Raw genomic sequence first — 17,665 nt, 5'->3', positions numbered from 1 at the left:
AACTAATAAATTGTTTACAGTTTGACTTGCATGTAGGCGCAACGATAAAGTTTCGCGAACATGGGTGTGTAAAAAATAAGACCGTTCCGAGGGCAAAAAAAGGAAACGGTATTAAAATGAAAATGCGTTGCTGATAACAAGGGGTTGCGATGCTAATCGCATCGACGGGGAAAGACTCGCGTACACATCGGAATTGCGAGAGATTCAACAAGTGTTGGAGCCGTGGAGCACGATCAGGCGCGATGTCTGGTGTGTTGTTGCGCGTCGTGGCCTTAATGTTTGCTGTTCTGGCATACAGCTCGATCTTTTCTTTACCCAGTCAGGCCGCCGTCCAGTTCGCTTACGATCTTTCTGGTCGGCTTGTGCAGGCAACTGATGACAATGGGGCAGCTGTTCAGTATCAGTACGACGCAGCCGGTAATCTTCTAGGCGTCCAGCAGGTGTCGTCTGGTTCGATTGCCATCACGACCTTCGCACCGATTACGGGCCCTGTGGGAACGCTGGTAACCATATCGGGCGCTGGGTTTGATGCTACCGCCTCAAATAATTCCGTTACGATTGGCGGAGTTTCTTCGCAAGTTGTGTCAGCAACGAATAGTCAGCTTGTTGTATCCGTACCGGCAGGCGCGGTGACCGGACCGATCGTTGTTAGCGACAGCACAGGTTCTGCAACAAGCCAGAGCAATTTCATTGTTGGTTCTCTTCTCGGTGCGGGTGGCGCCGCAGTTCCTGTGAACGCGGCCCCTGGTTCCCCGGCCACCATCACGTTCGCCGGCAATGCCGGAGACGGGGTCACGTTGACCGTGAGCGGCCTAGCAACTGGAGGCACGGTTCAAGCGACAGTGACTCAGCCTAATGGTGCTTCGCTGGCTAGTTGCAGCAGCGTGACGTCTACGATGATGTGCACGCTCCCGTTGCTACCGGCTACCGGGACATACACGCTGACGTTATCTGAATCCACGGGTACGACGGGAGGATCGGTTCAGATCGTGCCCGATATGGTTGGAGGTTTGCTCACGGCCAACGCCTCAAATTCGTATTCTGCGACGGTAGGTAATCCAGCAGTGCAGTATACGTTTGCAGCGAGTAACGGAGAAAGTGATCTGGCCTTGACGCTGGGTTCGGATAGCATCGCAGGGAACACAACCGTCTTTGTTTATGACCCGAACGGGAACGTGGTTACGTCTTCCACCGTTACATCAACTACCGTTCCGGCTCAACTCAATCTTGGAGCGCTCTCTGGTGGCACGTACCGGGTCCGGGTTATTCCGGGGGCGTTGATTGGGGGTGTCTTGCAGTCGACTTTGCTGCAATTGACAGGATCGGCTTCGCTCGTGCCCGGTGGCGGCGCGGCAGCAGTCAATCTTGTTACGGGGCAAAGTGCTGTCTACTCCTTTAACGGGGTGAAAGGTCAGAACCTCGGCATCGGCATTAGCTTGATTACGATGTCACCGACTGGCGGTGGTGTGAGTCTCGCCTTGCTTGACTCTAACAAAACCCAGATTTGGTCTGCAGTCGCTTCGTCGCCTGGTGGGTGGGCTCTGCCTACGTTGCCTGCTAGCGATACCTACACGTTAACCGTAAATCCCGGTACGGCTTCTGCGTCGTTCAACCTCCGACTGACTGTAGATCAAAACGGGGCGCTACCGATTGACGGATCACTCGTTGATTTTTCACCCACGACAATTGGGCTGAATGCTTCCGATACCTTTCAGGGTGTCGCGGGCCAAAGTTATTCGCTCACATTCTTGGGCAACACGTTTGCTCAATCAGTCAATATCTACGTTATTCGGCCCGACGGCGTGCAGTGGATGCAAGGGACGGTGTACTCTTGGTCAAGGTCCTCGCAATTGAGTCTGCCTAATACGCCTCTAAGTGGTACTTACACTGTCCGGATTGTGCCGACCGGGCCTGGACTCGGAACACTGTCACTTGCTTTATCTCCCAATGCATCCAGTACGTTATCCATCGATGCAGGACCGGTTACGGGAGCGATAACCCCTGGGCAGACGGCTACGTATAGCTTCTCAGGAACGCAAGGACAACTGCTCGGGGTTGGGCTGACGAACTATTCGACCATCCCAACCGGGCAGCCTTTGACGGTGACGCTTTACGATTCGAGTGGTGTAACTCTTAACAGTTGTACCGTGGTGTTGACGGATAAGAGCCACATCAACGCATCGTCTTGTCCGCTGCCGGCACTCCCCGTCACAGACACATATTCACTGTCGGTGAGTGCGGGTAACAATGGGGCTAGCTTTGTCATTAATCTAGTCTCCGATCAGGCCGCAACGCTCTCGTCGGACGGGACACCGTCTGTGCTGACGACGGGCACGGTTGGGCAGAACGGTGCGTTCACGTTTCCTGCTCAAGCGGGCCAAAATTATGTCATCTCTTTCGGCGCCAACACGATTGTGGCGACGACGTCTGCTGCTTTGTATAACCCGGATGGAACGCTCAATACCTCGATTGGTATTGTCACCGGTGATACTGGGCAGATATCACTCACTCCGGCGATCGCCAACGCTAACTATTTGATTCGCGTTGTTCCAAACGGATGGGATGCACAACCCGACAGTATTTCTGTTTCGCTGGCTGCGTCAGGTTCGACCACTATTGGTAACAACGTGATCGGAGCGCTGAGTGTGGGCAGCCCGACTACTGTCAATGCAACGAACGGCCAGACGGTCGCTTACACGTTCAGTGGCACGCAAGGGGAATACGCCGGCCTCGGATTTACCAATTTTTCAGGGCCTGGCGCTAATGTCGTAGTTACGAACTCGAGTGGTTCCAGCGTGTCGTCGTTCTCGGTTTCAGGGACGACTGGTTACGCCATGCCGATGCTCTCGAAGACCGACACCTATACAGTAGCGATTACGGCCGGGGCGGGTACAACCAGCTTTGATCTCACACTGTTGCCAGATCAAACTGGGACGTTGGCGGTGAATTCGGCCAACTCTACTTTTTCGACCACCGCAGTTGGGCAAAACGCGTCCTACAGCTTTGCGGTAGCTGCTGGCCAAACGTATACGCTGGCGGTGCCAACGGATACGTTCGCCGGGAATATGGGTATCAATGTTTATCTGCCCGACGGAACGCGATGGACCAGTCTGAACTCGACTAATCCAAACTATCCGTCGACGTTGCCGGCGTATTACACGTTGCCTAGCGCTCCTGTTTCGGGGACGTATTCGGTACGTTTTACGCCGGACACAGGAGCGACCGGAGGTTTGTCGGTCGGCATTATGCAAACGGTGTCAGCTGGCTCTTTGACACCTGGAAGTGCGCCTAACAACGTGGTAATTCAAGGTGGCCAATCGTTGATGTACACGTTCAACGGTTCGCAGGGAGAGATGTTGGGTGTTGGATTGGCAAACATAGCGCTCAATCCCAACAGTTTGGTCAACCTTGCAATCTCGAATTCGAGTGGGGTCCAGGTTTGGTCTGGCAACACATATTACGGAGCTAGCTTTGCGATTCCACCCCTGCCGGCTACGGACACTTATAAGCTCACTCTCTCAGCCGGCTCGGGTGCTGGGACCTTTGATCTTTACTTCACCGACGATGTGGCTGCTTCGCTGCAGGTCAATGGTGCAGTTTCGCAATTCAATTCGACCATCATGGGGCAGAACGCGACGTACTCGTTCTCGGCGACAGCCGGCCAGCGCTATGCGGTCTCATTGTCGAGCAACTCGCATTCAGACTACGTGAACGTGCAGATCTATAAGCCCGATGGTGCGATTCTCATGCAGTACAGCCTCTGGCCGTGGTCAGCAGCGGAGGTTGACTTGGGCAATGCGCCTGCGAGCGGGACTTACCTGATTCGTACAGTGCCTGGGAGCGGTACAAGCGGAAGCTTGTCGGTCGGTGTTGCACAGTCTGTGACGGGGGCAATTACTCCAGGAGCCGCCCCTATTGCGATGAACCTCGCATCTGGGCAGACAGCAAACTACACGTTCAGTGGTACGCAGGGGGAGGCACTTGGTGTAGGTTTGTCTAGCCTCTCGACGAATCCGGTGAATGGCGCAGTCACGTTGACGCTCTACGGTGCCGATGGCATGCAATTGTGGACCAACAGTACGTCTGGCACGGCTGGCTTTGCACTTCCGTATTTGCCGGCAAGTGGAATCTACACGCTGTCGATGAACCCTGGTGCGGCTGCGGCTACATTCAACGTCCAATTGACGCAAGATCAATCATCTGTCTTCGCAGTCAATGGCGCGACGGCTACCTTTGTCTCGAATGAGGTCGGGCAGAACGCAACTTACACGTTTAGCGCAACGGCGGGAGGAAGCTACGCGGTGTCACTGACCGGCGACACTCATCCTGACTATGTGAATGTGTTCGTCTACAAGCCGGATGGCAGTCAGTGGCAACAATACAATCTTTGGCCGTACTGGGGAACCGTCGAACTTGAGCTCTCCAGCGTCCCGACGGATGGGACATACGTTGTCCGTGTAGTTCCGGCCGTGGGTGGCTCTGGCAGCCTTTCCATTGGTATCGGAAAGAGCATCACTTCAGGATTGACACCAGGAGGATCGGCTGTCGCTGTCAATATGGCGGCGGGGCAGGATCTGACCTATACATTCAATGGCTCGCAGGGTCAGTCGCTTGGGGTGGGCATATCCAATTTCTCCACGGTGCCTGGAAATGCAAGTATCTCTGTCACGCTGCTTGGCCCTGATGGAGAAAATCTCTGGAGTGGCAAGGCCTCGTCTGATGCGGGTTTCGGGCTGCCAGTGCTGTCCGTTTCCGGAACGTATTCGCTGGTATTTAGCGGAGGGGGATCTGCGGCGACATACAACCTGCAATTGACTCAAGATCAAATTGCGCCGTTCGCTGTCAACGAAGCGCCGAGCACTTTCACATCGACAACGGTCGGGCAGAATGCCACTTATACCTTTGCTGCCACTGCGGGGCAAAGCTATTCGCTTGCGCTCACCGGTGATACTCATCCGGACTTGATGACCTACTCCGTCTATAAGCCAGACGGAAGCCTGTGGGTACAACATACGCTGTATCCGTATTGGCTGGTCGCCCAGATCGATCTAACCAATGCGCCCGTGAGCGGTACCTATACCGTTCGCTTGGTGCCGGATGTTGGTAGTAGTGGTGCCGTGACTGTTGGTTTAGGCGCGACATCGACTTCTACGATCGAACCTGGTCAAAACGCACAGGCGGTCAATCTCGCTGCAGGCCAGACGTTGGGCTACACATTTAACGGCTCGAAGGGTGCGTTGTTTGGCGTTGGCTTGACCAATCTTGCGTTCAACTCGCCGGGGACGAAGCTCGCGCTGACCTTGATTGGCCCGGATGGTGAGCAATTGTGGACTTTCGGGGCGACAGGGGATGGAGGGGTGGCGTTGCCTGTGCTTCCTCAGGACGGAACGTACACGCTTACGTTCAATGCAGGAGGCTCGGCTGCCAGCTTTAATCTTCAATTGACACCCGATCAAGTCGGTACGCTCGCGCTCGGCACCTCTCAGACCTTCGTCTCCAGTGTTGTTGGACAGAACATGACGTACTCGTTCCTTGGCACCGCGGGTGGTAACTACGTGGTCTCCTTTACGGGGGACAGTCATCCGGATCGAATTGATGCCTATGCCTACAAGCCTGATGGGACGCTCTGGCAGCAAGTTATCGTCTGGGCAAACGATGGGGACCACCAGCTTGCCTTGTCGGGAGCTCCAGTCGATGGCGCGTACACGTTACGCCTCGTGCCGACGATGGGAGCTTCCGGTAGCTTGATTACTACTGTCACATCCACGGGGAATTCAACTAGCGGTGTTGGTGCGACTGCAATTACGCCGAGCGCAACGCCGTTCCATGTTTCGTTGACTGCAGGCCAGACGTTGTACTACTCGTTCTCGGGTAATCAGGGTGATGCGCTTGGGGTCGGCTTCATGAATAGCGCGACGACGCCAGGAGGGGCGCAGATGACGTACACGCTGACTAACTCCAGTGGAACAGTACTGAGTACTGACTACATCTCTGTCAGTCATGCATGGGAGTTTAATCTTCCGATTCTGCCGGCGAACGATACTTATACGCTTGCACTCTCGGCTGGTTCGGCATCCGCCGAAGTGGATGTCGTGGTTGTTCCTGACACGACAGCAACGCTCGATACCAACGGAACTCCAGTCACATTCGCAGATAGTCCGCTCGGATTGAATGGCTCCTACACCTTTTCGGGGGTTGCTGGACAGAGCTACTCGATTGCATTGAGCAACGATACGTTCTACGACTGGCAGAGTTTGACGGTCAACATCTACACCCCCGATGGAAGTCTGTTGAGCGGCGCGGCGTACTCTGGCAACGCGCAGATTGCTTTGCCGCCGCTACCGGTCAGCGGAAACTATCGGATACGTGTCATGCCGTACACGAGCCGTGCGGGAAGCGTGTCTCTCAGCATTGCTCAAAATCAGACGACTGCCATTACGCCGGGTCCGAATTCGATTTCGGTGAACCTCGCTGCTGGCCAGACGGTGTCGTACACGTTCAGCGGAGCAAGAGGACAGGCACTCGGCCTGGGCCTGTCCAATATCGGAACCATGCCGTCCGGGCAGAACGTGACATTCGCTCTTTTGAATTCGAGTGGGACGCAGTTGCTGTCTTACTCGACGTCAGGTTCCTGGAGCTATGCGTTGCCCGTGTTGCCGGTGGACGATACCTATACCTTGACAATGACCGCGGGAATTGCGTCGGCGAGCTTGAGCATGACGCTTGTTCCCGATGTCGCTGCAACACTGAGCGTCAACGGTGCGTCTACGTCCTTGTCGAATACCCCATTCGGGCTGAACGGGTCGTACACGTTTGCAGGGGTTGCAGGGAAGAGTTATTCGGTCTTGCTGACGAATGACACGTTCCCGGGTTGGCCTGAAAGCATGTATGTCTATATCTACACGCCAGACGGGAGTTTCCTTACGGGTACGTATTATTTCGGTAATGCACAGATCAGCCTGCCGCCGCTGCCATCAAGTGGGAACTATTTGATTCGCGCTATCCCGACGGGCCCGAGTAGCGGTAGTGCATCGTTTGGTGTCGTTCAAAATGCAACGACTGCGATTACGCCTAGCGCCGTACCCGTTGCCGTAAGTTTGGCAACAGGCCAGACGTTGTCGTACACGTTCAATGGGACTCAGGGTGAAAATCTTGGCCTGGGGCTTACCAACATTGCCACTGCACCGAGTGGACAAAGTGTGACATACACACTTGTCAACTCGAGCGGCACGGTATTGCAGTCTTATTCGACTTCTGGAGCATCTAGCTACGGTCTTCCGACATTGCCTGCAACCGGAACCTACACGCTCACGCTCACGGCGGGCATTGCTTCCGCCAATCTAAATATGTTGCTTGTTCCAGATACAAGTGGTGAGCTACAAGTCAATGGTCCCTCGGTGACGTATGCGAATAACCCACTTGGTCTGAACGGTAGCTACACGTTCTCTGGCCTGGCTGGGCAGAACTATACGGTTACTCTCAATAACGGTACGTATGCGGGATGGCCGCAGGGCCTCTATGTATCTTTGATTAGTCCGGAGGGGAATTCCCTGACCTCGTCAAGTTACGCCGGTAATACGCAAATCAATCTGCCATCCTTGCCAAAGGATGGTAAGTATGTCTTGCGTCTTGCTTCTGAATTTGGCAGTTCACCTGTGTCTACCCAAGTGAGTATCTCCACGACACTGAACGCGCCAGCGACAGCCAATGGAACCCTCTCCCCCGGGAGCGCTGCCGCTGTGCGTGTGGCTGCATCTTCTGCCGTGTCGTATTCCTTTACGGGTTCTCAAGGCCAGTTATTAGGTCTCAGTGCAACTAACGTTTCGACGTCATCCGGCGGTGCAGTATTGTTCACGGTCACTAATTCGAGCGGGCAGACTGTCGGGAGCTTTACGGCAACGGCGGATACTGGATTTGCAATTCCGCCGCTGCCTGCGAATGACACCTATACGGTAACGATCAGTACAACGTCGGATACCCCAGTCGCTTTTAATATGCAACTGCTTGCAGACGTTACAGGTAGCTTGACGCTGAACGGGCCGGGCCAAATCAGTTCGTCGTCGGTTGTCGGCCAGCAGGCTGCTTATAGCTTCACTGGGACCCAAGGGCAGACCGGATTGACGTTGTCGCTGTCGGGCGACAGTTTCGCTGGAGCCGCAACCGTTGTTGTCTACAACCCGGATGGTTCTCAGCTGGCGTCATCTAGCATCGCGAAGGATGGAACTCAGCAGTTGGTGCTTCCGTCATTGCCGCAGTCAGGAAATTACGTCGTGCGTGTTCAGCCGGGCAGTTGGCCAGGCAGCTTACAGATCATGTTCTCCCAAGCCAGTACCGCGTCTTTGGATAACAGGTTGCTAGTGACTGGCCTACTTCACGTGGAGCGCAACGGGAGAGCGAAACGGAACACACGCGAGTTGCTTGTCGCAGCAGCGAAGCGCGTGTTTGTCGGCAGCATGTCCGTTTTGTAGATGTAGTTTTAGAAATACGATTTAACGACTGTCCAGCTGGCACCGGGGATTAGCCGAAGCTGGGCAAGTAACAGCGAAAACAAGATCGGGTAAAAAATGATTCGAACCAAGATGAAGCGAATCGGGGGAATGCTGGGCTGCGCGCTCGCGCTGTCCAGCCTTGCTTATGTCGGGGCGCCTACGCCTGCGTCAGCGCTTTCGAGCAACGCCAGGAGTACGAAGGCGTCGTACGCTGCGCTGTTTCCGTCCTCAGTGCCGGGTACCGCAAAAGGGGCAAGTGTTACTCGACTGCCAGATGGGCGATGGCTCGTGCTTGGGGGTGTTGGAGGCGATGGCCAGCCAACAGCAACGGCTTCTGTTGTTGCTGCAGACGGTAGTTCTACGCCACTAGGATCGAATCTGAATGTTGCCCGAATTTATCAGGCAGCCGTTGTATTGCCTGATGGATCGGTCTTGGTGATTGGGGGCATAGACGGCTCAGGTTTGCCGGTGATGGCTGCAGAGCGATTGAATCTGCAGACGCGGGTCTTCACCAACTTGGGTGACATCGGTCTTGTTGCTCGCAGTCATCAGACTGTGACGGTGATGGCGGATGGTCGGTTGCTGATCGCGGGCGGTGTGGATGCACATGGAAATGTGTTAGCACAGTCGGAACTACTTGATGCGACTGATCTCAAGGTGAGCAGCACAGCACCGAAGTTGAAAACCGGACGCTCCGATGCACAAGCTGCACTGTTGCCGAGCGGTGACGTCATGGTACAGGGCGGTAGTGGTGCGCACGGTCGAGCACTGGGCTCGGCAGAGCTCTTTGATGTGACCCAGAATGGATTCATTGATCCTGCCTCGGATCCCGGCGCTATTCCCGCGCAATCATATGAGGCCGTGTCGCCGGCAGTGCAGTCCGCGCTGCCTACAGCAGGTGCTACAGACGTTGCTGTTTCGGCTCGCTTGTCTCTCCTGTTCAATAAACCTCTTGATCCTTCCAGCCTTAATGTCAAAACAGTGACGCTGGTTGGCCCGCAAGGGGCGGTGGAAGGCAGTGTTACCGCTACTGACGACGGCATCCTGGCATTCTTCGTGCCTAAAGTGCAATTGCTTCCTGCTACGCACTACACGCTGTTCGTCAAAGATGCGAAAGATGCCGCCGGAAACGCGCTGCCATTCACGACCATCGCTTTTACGACTCAGTCATTGAATAACGGTGGCGGCGTCGCGAGTGGTGGAACAGGCGCAGGCAGTGGTTCGGTTACGGCATTGCCGGATTCGTCAAGCGGTGCCTCAAGTGCGTCCGTCGCTCAAATCGATGCTGCGGCGTCAGCCTCGACAGCTTCTGACCCGAGTGCTGATACGCCATCGGATGACGACAGCTGGAGCCCAGGCGCCAAGCACCGACATGGTCGTTGGACCAACGGCAAGAGTCATCTCGCTCTGCGTACCATGCCGAAGAATCCGGAGATCTTTGCAGCGCTTTATGGCAGGTATGGGGCGCTCAAGAAGCAAGCGCCCCATAGTTCGTCAATGGTGCGAGCTGGGGTGACCGCGGTAGAGGGGCAGGTACTCAAGCTCAATGGCAAGCCCCTGCGGGGAGCATCGCTTTCGATTGGATCAAAGACCGTTGTGACCGATGACAACGGGGAGTTCATTCTGGATGACGTGCCGTCGGGGCAGCAGGATCTGATCATTGATGGTTCGTCTGCAAACCACGGCAAGCGACAGTATGGTCGTTTCGAGTACGGCATGAGCGTGACTCCCGGCAAAGTGAACGCGTTGCCGTTCGTGATCTGGATGACTCCGCTCGACACGAACCATGTCATCACAATCCCGTCGCCGACAACCGGTGAGACGGACATCTCGAATCCGGCGATTCCCGGGCTTGAGCTCAAGATTCCTGCTGGCACGGTTATTCGTGACGATAAAGGAAATATCGTCACGAAGCTGACGATGAGTGCGATTCCGGTTGATCAGCCACCGTTTCCCCTTCCGCCGATCTCAGTGCCTGTTTATTTCACAATTCAGCCGGGTGGCGCGCATTTGCAGGCGATGTCATCGCTGCGTGCCCAGGGTGCACAACTAATCTACCCGAATTTCAATCATGAGCAACCTAATGCGCGCATCGACTTCTGGAACTACGATCCGACGGGTAAGGGTTGGTACGTATATGGTAAAGGCACTGTCAGCGCGGATGGAACGCAGATTGTCCCGGATCCTGGCATCGTAATTTACGAGTTTACCGGAGCGATGGTGGGTGGGGAGCCTGAGGAACCGAGTGACGCACAGCCACCTTGTGGGGGGTGCAATGTAGGAGACCCGGTTGACGCCTATACCGGTATCTTTACGCTAAATCGAACTGACTTACGGGTGGCTGATGTGATTCCGTTGGAAGTTACACGTACCTATAGGACGAGAGATAACGTTGCACGTAGTTTTGGAATTGGGACGACCCTTTCGTACGACATGTTCCTCGTGCGTGATGTGCAATCTGGGTGGTCAAAGATGAGCCTTGTGTTGCCAAATGGAAGTCATATAGATTTTACCGAAGGTGAAGCTGGGTTTTATCCGTTGGTTGCTAAAAACACAGCGAGCAGTCAGTTTTATGGTGCGACGTTGGGCGGGTACTTGCACGGCCCTTGTCCATCAGGTTTCAATGCATATTGGTGCGTCACTCTTAAAGATGGCACGATTTATGGATTTCCTGAGGCAGAAGGTACGACTAATCCGAGACAAGGTGCCTTAACTTTGATTCAGGACCGCCATGGAAATACCGTTCAACTCCAGAGAGATCAATATGCAAACTTGACTCAGGTTATTTCACCAAATGGTCGCCATTTGTATTTTACCTACGATGGATTGGATCGCATGACGTCCGTATCAGATGATCTTGGAAGGAAAGTCCAATATCAGTACGATCAACTCAGCCGTCTAACTCAAGTCATAGACCCAGCAGGGCATGCAGAATCGTACACTTACGATAGTGCAAATGAAATGCTGGCGGGAACTAACAAAAATCGTAATTTGGAATTTCAAAACACATTTGACGCTAGTGGTAGGGTCGTGAGGCAATCTTATGCCGACGGCTCTGCAGAGGGATTTTCGTACGATTTTAATGCCTCTAGTAATTCCTATCAAACCATCGTGACTGACCCGAGGGGGGTTAAACAGCAGATTTCTTTTAATTCCTCCGGCTATGCGACGAGCGAAGTTGTGGCTCTAGGTAGACCAGAGCAACAGGCCATTACATACACTCGGGATATTGCCACTAATCGTGTGGTTTCGATTGTAGATGCACTGGGGAGAAATACCTCGTACCAATATGACAATATGGGGAATGTTACGTCTATAACCAATATGTCCGGTACTGCTCAAGCCAGGCATTGGAGTTACCAATACGATTCCACCTACAACCAGATTGTTAAAGCAACGGATCCTATTGGAAATTCCATATCGCTCACGTTAAATAATCAAGGCGATGTGGTTGCGTCTACTGATAGCAACGGCAATCATGTTGTTTTTTTGCGAGATCAGGAGGGGCGTGAAACGGCTCGATCGGTTACTGTCGATGGAGGGACAATGACGATCGCACGGACATATTCTGGGGCTGATTTGACGTCAGTGTCGGATAGCCTCGGTCGAGCGGTGACCTTGACATACGACTCCGTCGGCCGCGCAGTGCAGGCACAAGATCCAAAAGGAAATTCGTATCGAGCCGCATATGATACCTTGGATCACGTTATTTCTACGACGGACCCAGCAGGAAATGTAACATACAAGACATACGACTATTTTGGTAATGTCAAATCAATTGTGAGCCCAATGGGAGGTGCTTGGTTGTTCGCGTATGATGAAAAGGAGCGATTAATTTCTGAGAAAGATGAGAACGGAAAGTCCGAAAGTTATGAATATGATGCGAGCGACAACAAAGTTTGTATTGTGGATAGAAGAGGTGAGGCAAGCATCCTCGCTTACGACGGCGTAAAGCGCCTCTATACGATAGGGTTTGGTGCATCAAACTGTAATGCCACCACCTCGTTGAGTAATGTTCAGAATACTTGGGATGCAGCGAATCGACTTACAGTGGTTAATGACTCTGCTTACGGAACAATTACTCGCACTTACGATGATTTCGATAAATTAACTCAGGAGGTTACGCCAAACGGTACGATCGCGTACACGTATTACGCCAACGGACTGCGTGATACGGCTACGGTCAACGGACAAGCTGCGGTTACATATCAATGGGACGCAGCGAATCGTCTAACGAAAATTAGCCAAGGAATTAGTTCGATTGGGTTTGCCTATAATGCGGCTAACTTTAGAATCGGACTGGCAATGTCTAATGGTATAGCCGTTTCGTATAACTACGATCTGGCGGGTCAGTTGCTCAAAATTAAGTATTCAAATGCCTCCGGTGTAATTGATGAAATAAATTATTTATATGACAGCGTAGGTCGTCGATCCAGTATCAACGAATCGATGCCGTCTAATGCACTCATGCCGTCGAGTTTTTCGGCAACAAAAGGTCCGAACAGCGTGCTCGCAAGTATCAATGGCGGTACTGTTGAATACGACGCAAATGGGAATATTGCGAGTAATGGTGCGGCGTCTTATGGTTGGAATGAGAGAAATAGGCTGTCGTCTGTTGCGGTGAGTGGAAATAATGTCGCTCAATATCAATACGATATATTCGGTCGGCGAGTGGCGAAATTTGTCAATGGGTCCCAGACGCGATTTATGTATGATGGGTTACAAGTGGTTCAGGAAAATAATGCCATCACGGGTATAAGTAGTGTCCTGGCTGGCGTTAAATTGGATGAATATTTTCAAAGAAGTAGCTCGGCCGGAGTGCGCTCCTTCATGCAAGATGCTTTGGGAAGCGTTGTAGGACTGCTTGACGAGAGCGGTGCAACGCAAACGAAATATAATTATTCTGCGTTCGGTGATGTTGCCTACAATGGATCTGTTTCGGATAATCCCTATCAATTCATCGGGCGCGAAAATGATGGAGATGGACTCCTTTATGTAAGGGCTCGGTATTTGCTGATTGGTCTGGGGCGCTTTGCTTCGCAGGATCCATACGGATTTGTCGATGGAGCGAATCTATATGCTTACGCTTTGGACGATCCAATTAATTTTAATGATCCAATGGGGTTGGACGCAGGGGCTGGAGATGGCGGTGAAGCAGGGCTTGGCGGCCCTACGCCTTCAGCGGGAATGTGTGCACCTAACAATCCAAATAACTCAAATAACCCGAATATTATTAATGTTCAATTTGTTTGGGGGCACGGTGACCGACATGTTCCGCCGGATGATCAAGAATCAGCGCGAAATGAAATATTAAATAACATGCCGGATCCGAACAATATTGGTGGTCCATTTTGGGGGAGATCGGATAATTACGAGTATCGAGTTTTTCCTCTGGGGAATGGTCGTTTCAATATTGGGACGCACTACCCTCTTTAAGTGGTAAGGAGAGCGTGATGAAAAAATTGGAATTTAGAAGTCCGCAAGATTTTGAGGTCATTCTGTTAAAGGCGATGATTGAAAAAATTTCGTCAGGGAAGTCTGCTTTGGATATGCAAATAAATTCATGCCAAGTTCGTTCGCTGGATGATATGGGTTCACTTGAAATTCGCACGAATATTGCATCGACATATGGTGCCTATACGGGGCCTCTTGTTACTGCGCAGCAGGAAGATGTAGATACGATCTCCGGATGCGGGCCCTACATCAATGTACTTTTGTTTTTAAAGGATGGAAAATTAGAGCAACTTGAGGTTTATAAAGATGATGGATCCCCTCCTCAGCGGAAGATACAGGCTGATTCTTTATCAATTTCACTGCGAAACCCGATATAGAGTATCTTGAGATGCTGCTGCACTTGATTGAAAGCTTTGACCTCCTCCCGAAAAACCGTAGCGGCGAAGACTGGAGATTTCAGGCAAATTTGAAGCCCTGACGGGCGGGAGGTTTGCATGAAGAAATCGAGGTACACAGAAGAGCAGATTGCCTTCGCGTTGAAACAGGCCGAACTGGGCACCACGGTCACGGAAGTGCGCCGGAAGATGGGTATTTCGGAGGCCACCTTCTACAACTGGAAACAGAAGTATGGTGGTCTCGGCGTGTCCGAGCTACGGCGCCTGAAGCAACTGGACGAGGAAAATGCCCGACTCAAGCGCATGGTGGCCGACCTCAGCCTGGACAAGTAGATGCGGCAAGAGGTGGTGCAAAAAAAGCTATGAAGCCGGCGCGCAAACGCGCGCTGGCTGACTTCTTGATCCAGGCCCATCGCGTGAGCATCCGGCGAGCGACGGCCGTATTGCAGTTGCGTCAGGCCACGTATTTTTATCAGCCTCATCCACGTGACGACCGCGCCGAACGCCAGCGCATCCGGGACATTGCCGAAACCCGGATTCGATATGGTGTAGAGCGCATCCACGTCTTGTTGCGACGCGAAGGCTGGCTAATCAATCACAAGAAGACGTATCGGATCTACTGCGAGGAAAAGCTGAATTTGCGGCGTAAGCGGCCACGCCGGCGCGTGGCAGCCGCGCACCGCATGGAGCGGCCGGAAATCTCTACCGTCAACACGTGCTGGAGCATGGACTTCGTGGCCGATCAGCTGTTCAACGGGCAAAAAATCCGCGCCTTAACTGTGGTCGATAATTTTAGTCGGGAGAGCGTGGCGATCACGGACGATTACGCCTTGAAGGCAGCCGATGTCGTCGCTACGATGAACCATCTGAAATCGCTTCATGGCACACCAAAACGGATATAGGTCGATAACGGCAGCGAGTTCATCTCGCATGCATTGTGGATCACCGGGCGTATGAAAACGGTGTGACCTTGGACTTCTCACGCCCTGGCAAACCCACGGATAATCCGTTCATCGAATCGTTCAACGGTAGCTTGCGGGACGAATGTTTGAACGTGCATTGGTTCTTGTCACTGGACGACGCCCGGGAAAAGATCGAGCACTGGCGGCAGGATTACAACGAATTCAGACCGCACAGTTCGCTGGGCCATCTGACGCCGTGCGAGTTCAGGCTCGCACACCTTAAGGCCGGAAACCTCCAAGTCTAGGCGCTCGGCTAGTCGTGGGAGATCAACCAGCGATGACTGGCAGTCATTCTTGAGGGCTCACCATATGGTCCCGAGCATGAGTCGTCGCGGAAATTGCCACGATAACGCCGTTGCCGAAAGCTTTTTCAGCGCGTTGAAGAAGGAGCGGGTCAAGCGGCGCATCTACCCGAACAGGACAGCAGCTCTCTCGGACGTGTTCGATTACATTGAGATGTTCTACAACCCGATTCGCCGGCATGGTTCCGCCGGCGACCTGTCACCCGTAGAGTTTGAGCGGCGCTACGCGCTAAACGGTTTGTGAGTGTCCATGAAACTCTGGTCAGTCCACTTTTGTCCGCGTGGGATCAGAGTCATAGACAAATCGCGTCTAGCATTCCCTCGGCAGTCCAGGCCCAGTGCTGTTGGAACACTCACTCGGGGCTGGGTAATTAAACCAGAGTTTCCGCTGAAGATGGGGGCATATTTGGGGGCATGTTGAGTTTGGAAAATTCTCTTATCGTTATGTGATAAAGGATAGGCGAGTTTGTTCTATTCCGGTCCCCGCACCAGATCGCAGTTCGATGTGCATCGATGAAGTTCAGAAACCCGTGAAAGCATCAGGCTTCACGGGTTTTTTATTGCGGCCGCATTCCGTATTTTTGAACGTGCACGACACACTCGACGAGATCGTCAACGCGACTGAAGCTTGAACCCTTCTCCACCGATCCCTGCCCGATCCACCGCCGCGATGCGGTTGCGCCCCTGATCCTTGGCCTGATAAAGCTGCGCATCCGCCAGGTTGATGAACGCCGTGACGTCGATGTTTTCGGTCGGCACCACGGTGGCGACCCCGAAGCTCGCGGTGACGCGCTGCTGGTGCGGCGAGCGCAGATGCGCGATGGATTCCTCCGCGATCAGCGTGCGGCAGCGCTCCGCGATACGCACGGCATCATCGGCGTGGGTGTCGGCGAGCACGAGCGTAAATTCTTCGCCACCAAACCGGCCCAGGAACGCGTTCGGGCCGGCGGCTTCGCCGAGCACGCGCGCCAGGCGCTTCAGGCATGCGTCGCCTTGCAGGTGGCCGTAATAATCGTTGTACGACTTGAAGAAATCGATGTCGATCATCACCAGCGAGAGCGGTTTTCTCGATGTCGCGGCGCTTGCCCATTCGCGCGCCACGACCGTGTCGAACATGCGACGGTTGCCGATCCCGGTCAAGCTGTCGGACAACGAGAGCCGCTCCAGTTCGCGCTGGAGTTCCGCGACTTTTTCCTCGGTACGCTTGCGTTCGCTGATGTCGAACATGAAGCCGATCAGCGCGTCAACCTCACCATTTTCCTTGCGCACGACGTGAACCACGTCGCGAATCCATACGTAGCCGCCGTCCGCGGTCAGCGCGCGATAGTCCGCCTCGTGATCCGCGCCCGCTTGCGACTGCGCGACGCAAAAATTCACCACGGCGTCGCGGTCTTCCGGATGCATGCGCGCGGCCCAGTCCTCCACCGTTTTCCACGTGGACGGCGCGTAGCCGAGCAGCTTTTCGATCTGCGGGCCGATGTACGCGAACTGCATCGTCGCCCAGTCGATCTTCCAGGGGATCGCCCGGGTCGACTCGAGCAGCGTGCGATACACGGCGGGGTTGTCCTCGCCGGGCTGGCTTCCGGGCGATGCAAGGCTTTCTTCGTGGCGCAGAAATGCAGCTTGAAGCGGGCTGCCGGCCGGGTCTTTCTCTTCGTGGCTCATTGTGGTCGTTCAATACCGTGAAAATATTTTATCGGCCGGTACGGCGCTGCCTTGAATGGCAGCGGCCCGTGCAGGGAAGGCGGCTTCGATACGCTTTGCACGAAAGCCAGGTGCCCGGCCAGTCGGGAGGAGGTCAGTCACTGTCGGTGCCGCGCATGTTGCCATCGCGTTCGGGATCGGGGGCGATCAAGGCATGGCACAACTCGTCGAATTCCTTATCGCTAATTGATTTGACGATTTCAACCGTGATTTCTTTCATGGTTAGCCTCCGATCGGTACTCTCTCGGGTGCCACAGGAATGACGGCGTAACGAGCCGATTGGTCGGGGGGAGGTCACACGGGGAATGTCGTTCAGCCGATTGCTTGATCGGCGACCAATGTCCGCCGCTGATCAACAC

5 protein-coding genes and 2 pseudogenes are annotated in these 17,665 nt (G+C 53.8%); 5 read left to right on the top strand and 2 right to left on the bottom strand.

What is annotated here, in order from left to right; all coding sequences use genetic code 11:
- Positions 1–242: 242 nt before the first annotated feature.
- The 5 genes and pseudogenes from AB4851_RS30165 to AB4851_RS30145 all read left to right on the top strand — a co-directional run.
- Positions 243–8,468: an IPT/TIG domain-containing protein gene (locus tag AB4851_RS30165; RefSeq protein WP_414450022.1), complete on the top strand. Its 8,226-nt coding sequence runs from the start codon at positions 243–245 to the stop codon at positions 8,466–8,468.
- Between the two features lie 309 nt (positions 8,469–8,777).
- Positions 8,778–13,925 (top strand): RHS repeat-associated core domain-containing protein, encoded by a 5,148-nt coding sequence (locus AB4851_RS30160; protein WP_414450021.1) that lies wholly within the window; start codon positions 8,778–8,780, stop codon positions 13,923–13,925.
- 17 nt (positions 13,926–13,942) lie between these two features.
- The gene (locus AB4851_RS30155) at positions 13,943–14,320 is read left to right on the top strand and encodes a DUF6984 family protein (RefSeq protein ID WP_414450020.1); all 378 of its coding nucleotides are present in this window, start codon (positions 13,943–13,945) and stop codon (positions 14,318–14,320) included.
- Between the two features lie 117 nt (positions 14,321–14,437).
- Positions 14,438–15,545, top strand: a pseudogene (locus AB4851_RS30150) (IS3 family transposase).
- A gap of 25 nt (positions 15,546–15,570) precedes the next feature.
- A pseudogene (locus tag AB4851_RS30145) lies at positions 15,571–15,846 on the top strand (IS3 family transposase); the annotation flags it as partial.
- A 368-nt stretch (positions 15,847–16,214) separates the two neighbouring features.
- Here the strand turns inward: AB4851_RS30145 and AB4851_RS30140 are convergent.
- Both AB4851_RS30140 and AB4851_RS30135 read right to left on the bottom strand, forming a co-directional pair.
- On the bottom strand, positions 16,215–17,267 hold the full coding sequence (locus AB4851_RS30140) for a GGDEF domain-containing protein (protein ID WP_414450019.1): 1,053 nt from the start codon (positions 17,265–17,267) through the stop codon (positions 16,215–16,217).
- A gap of 133 nt (positions 17,268–17,400) precedes the next feature.
- Positions 17,401–17,526 carry a hypothetical protein gene (locus tag AB4851_RS30135; protein WP_414450018.1) on the bottom strand — a complete coding sequence of 42 codons (126 nt, stop codon included), beginning with the start codon at positions 17,524–17,526 and terminating at the stop codon, positions 17,401–17,403.
- Positions 17,527–17,665: the final 139 nt, after the last annotated feature.

This window comes from Burkholderia sp. 22PA0099 (genome assembly GCF_047497165.1).
Taxonomy (GTDB): domain Bacteria; phylum Pseudomonadota; class Gammaproteobacteria; order Burkholderiales; family Burkholderiaceae; genus Burkholderia.
Note: the sequence above shows the minus strand (reverse complement) of the source record. Positions and strands in the feature narration are given on the sequence as shown.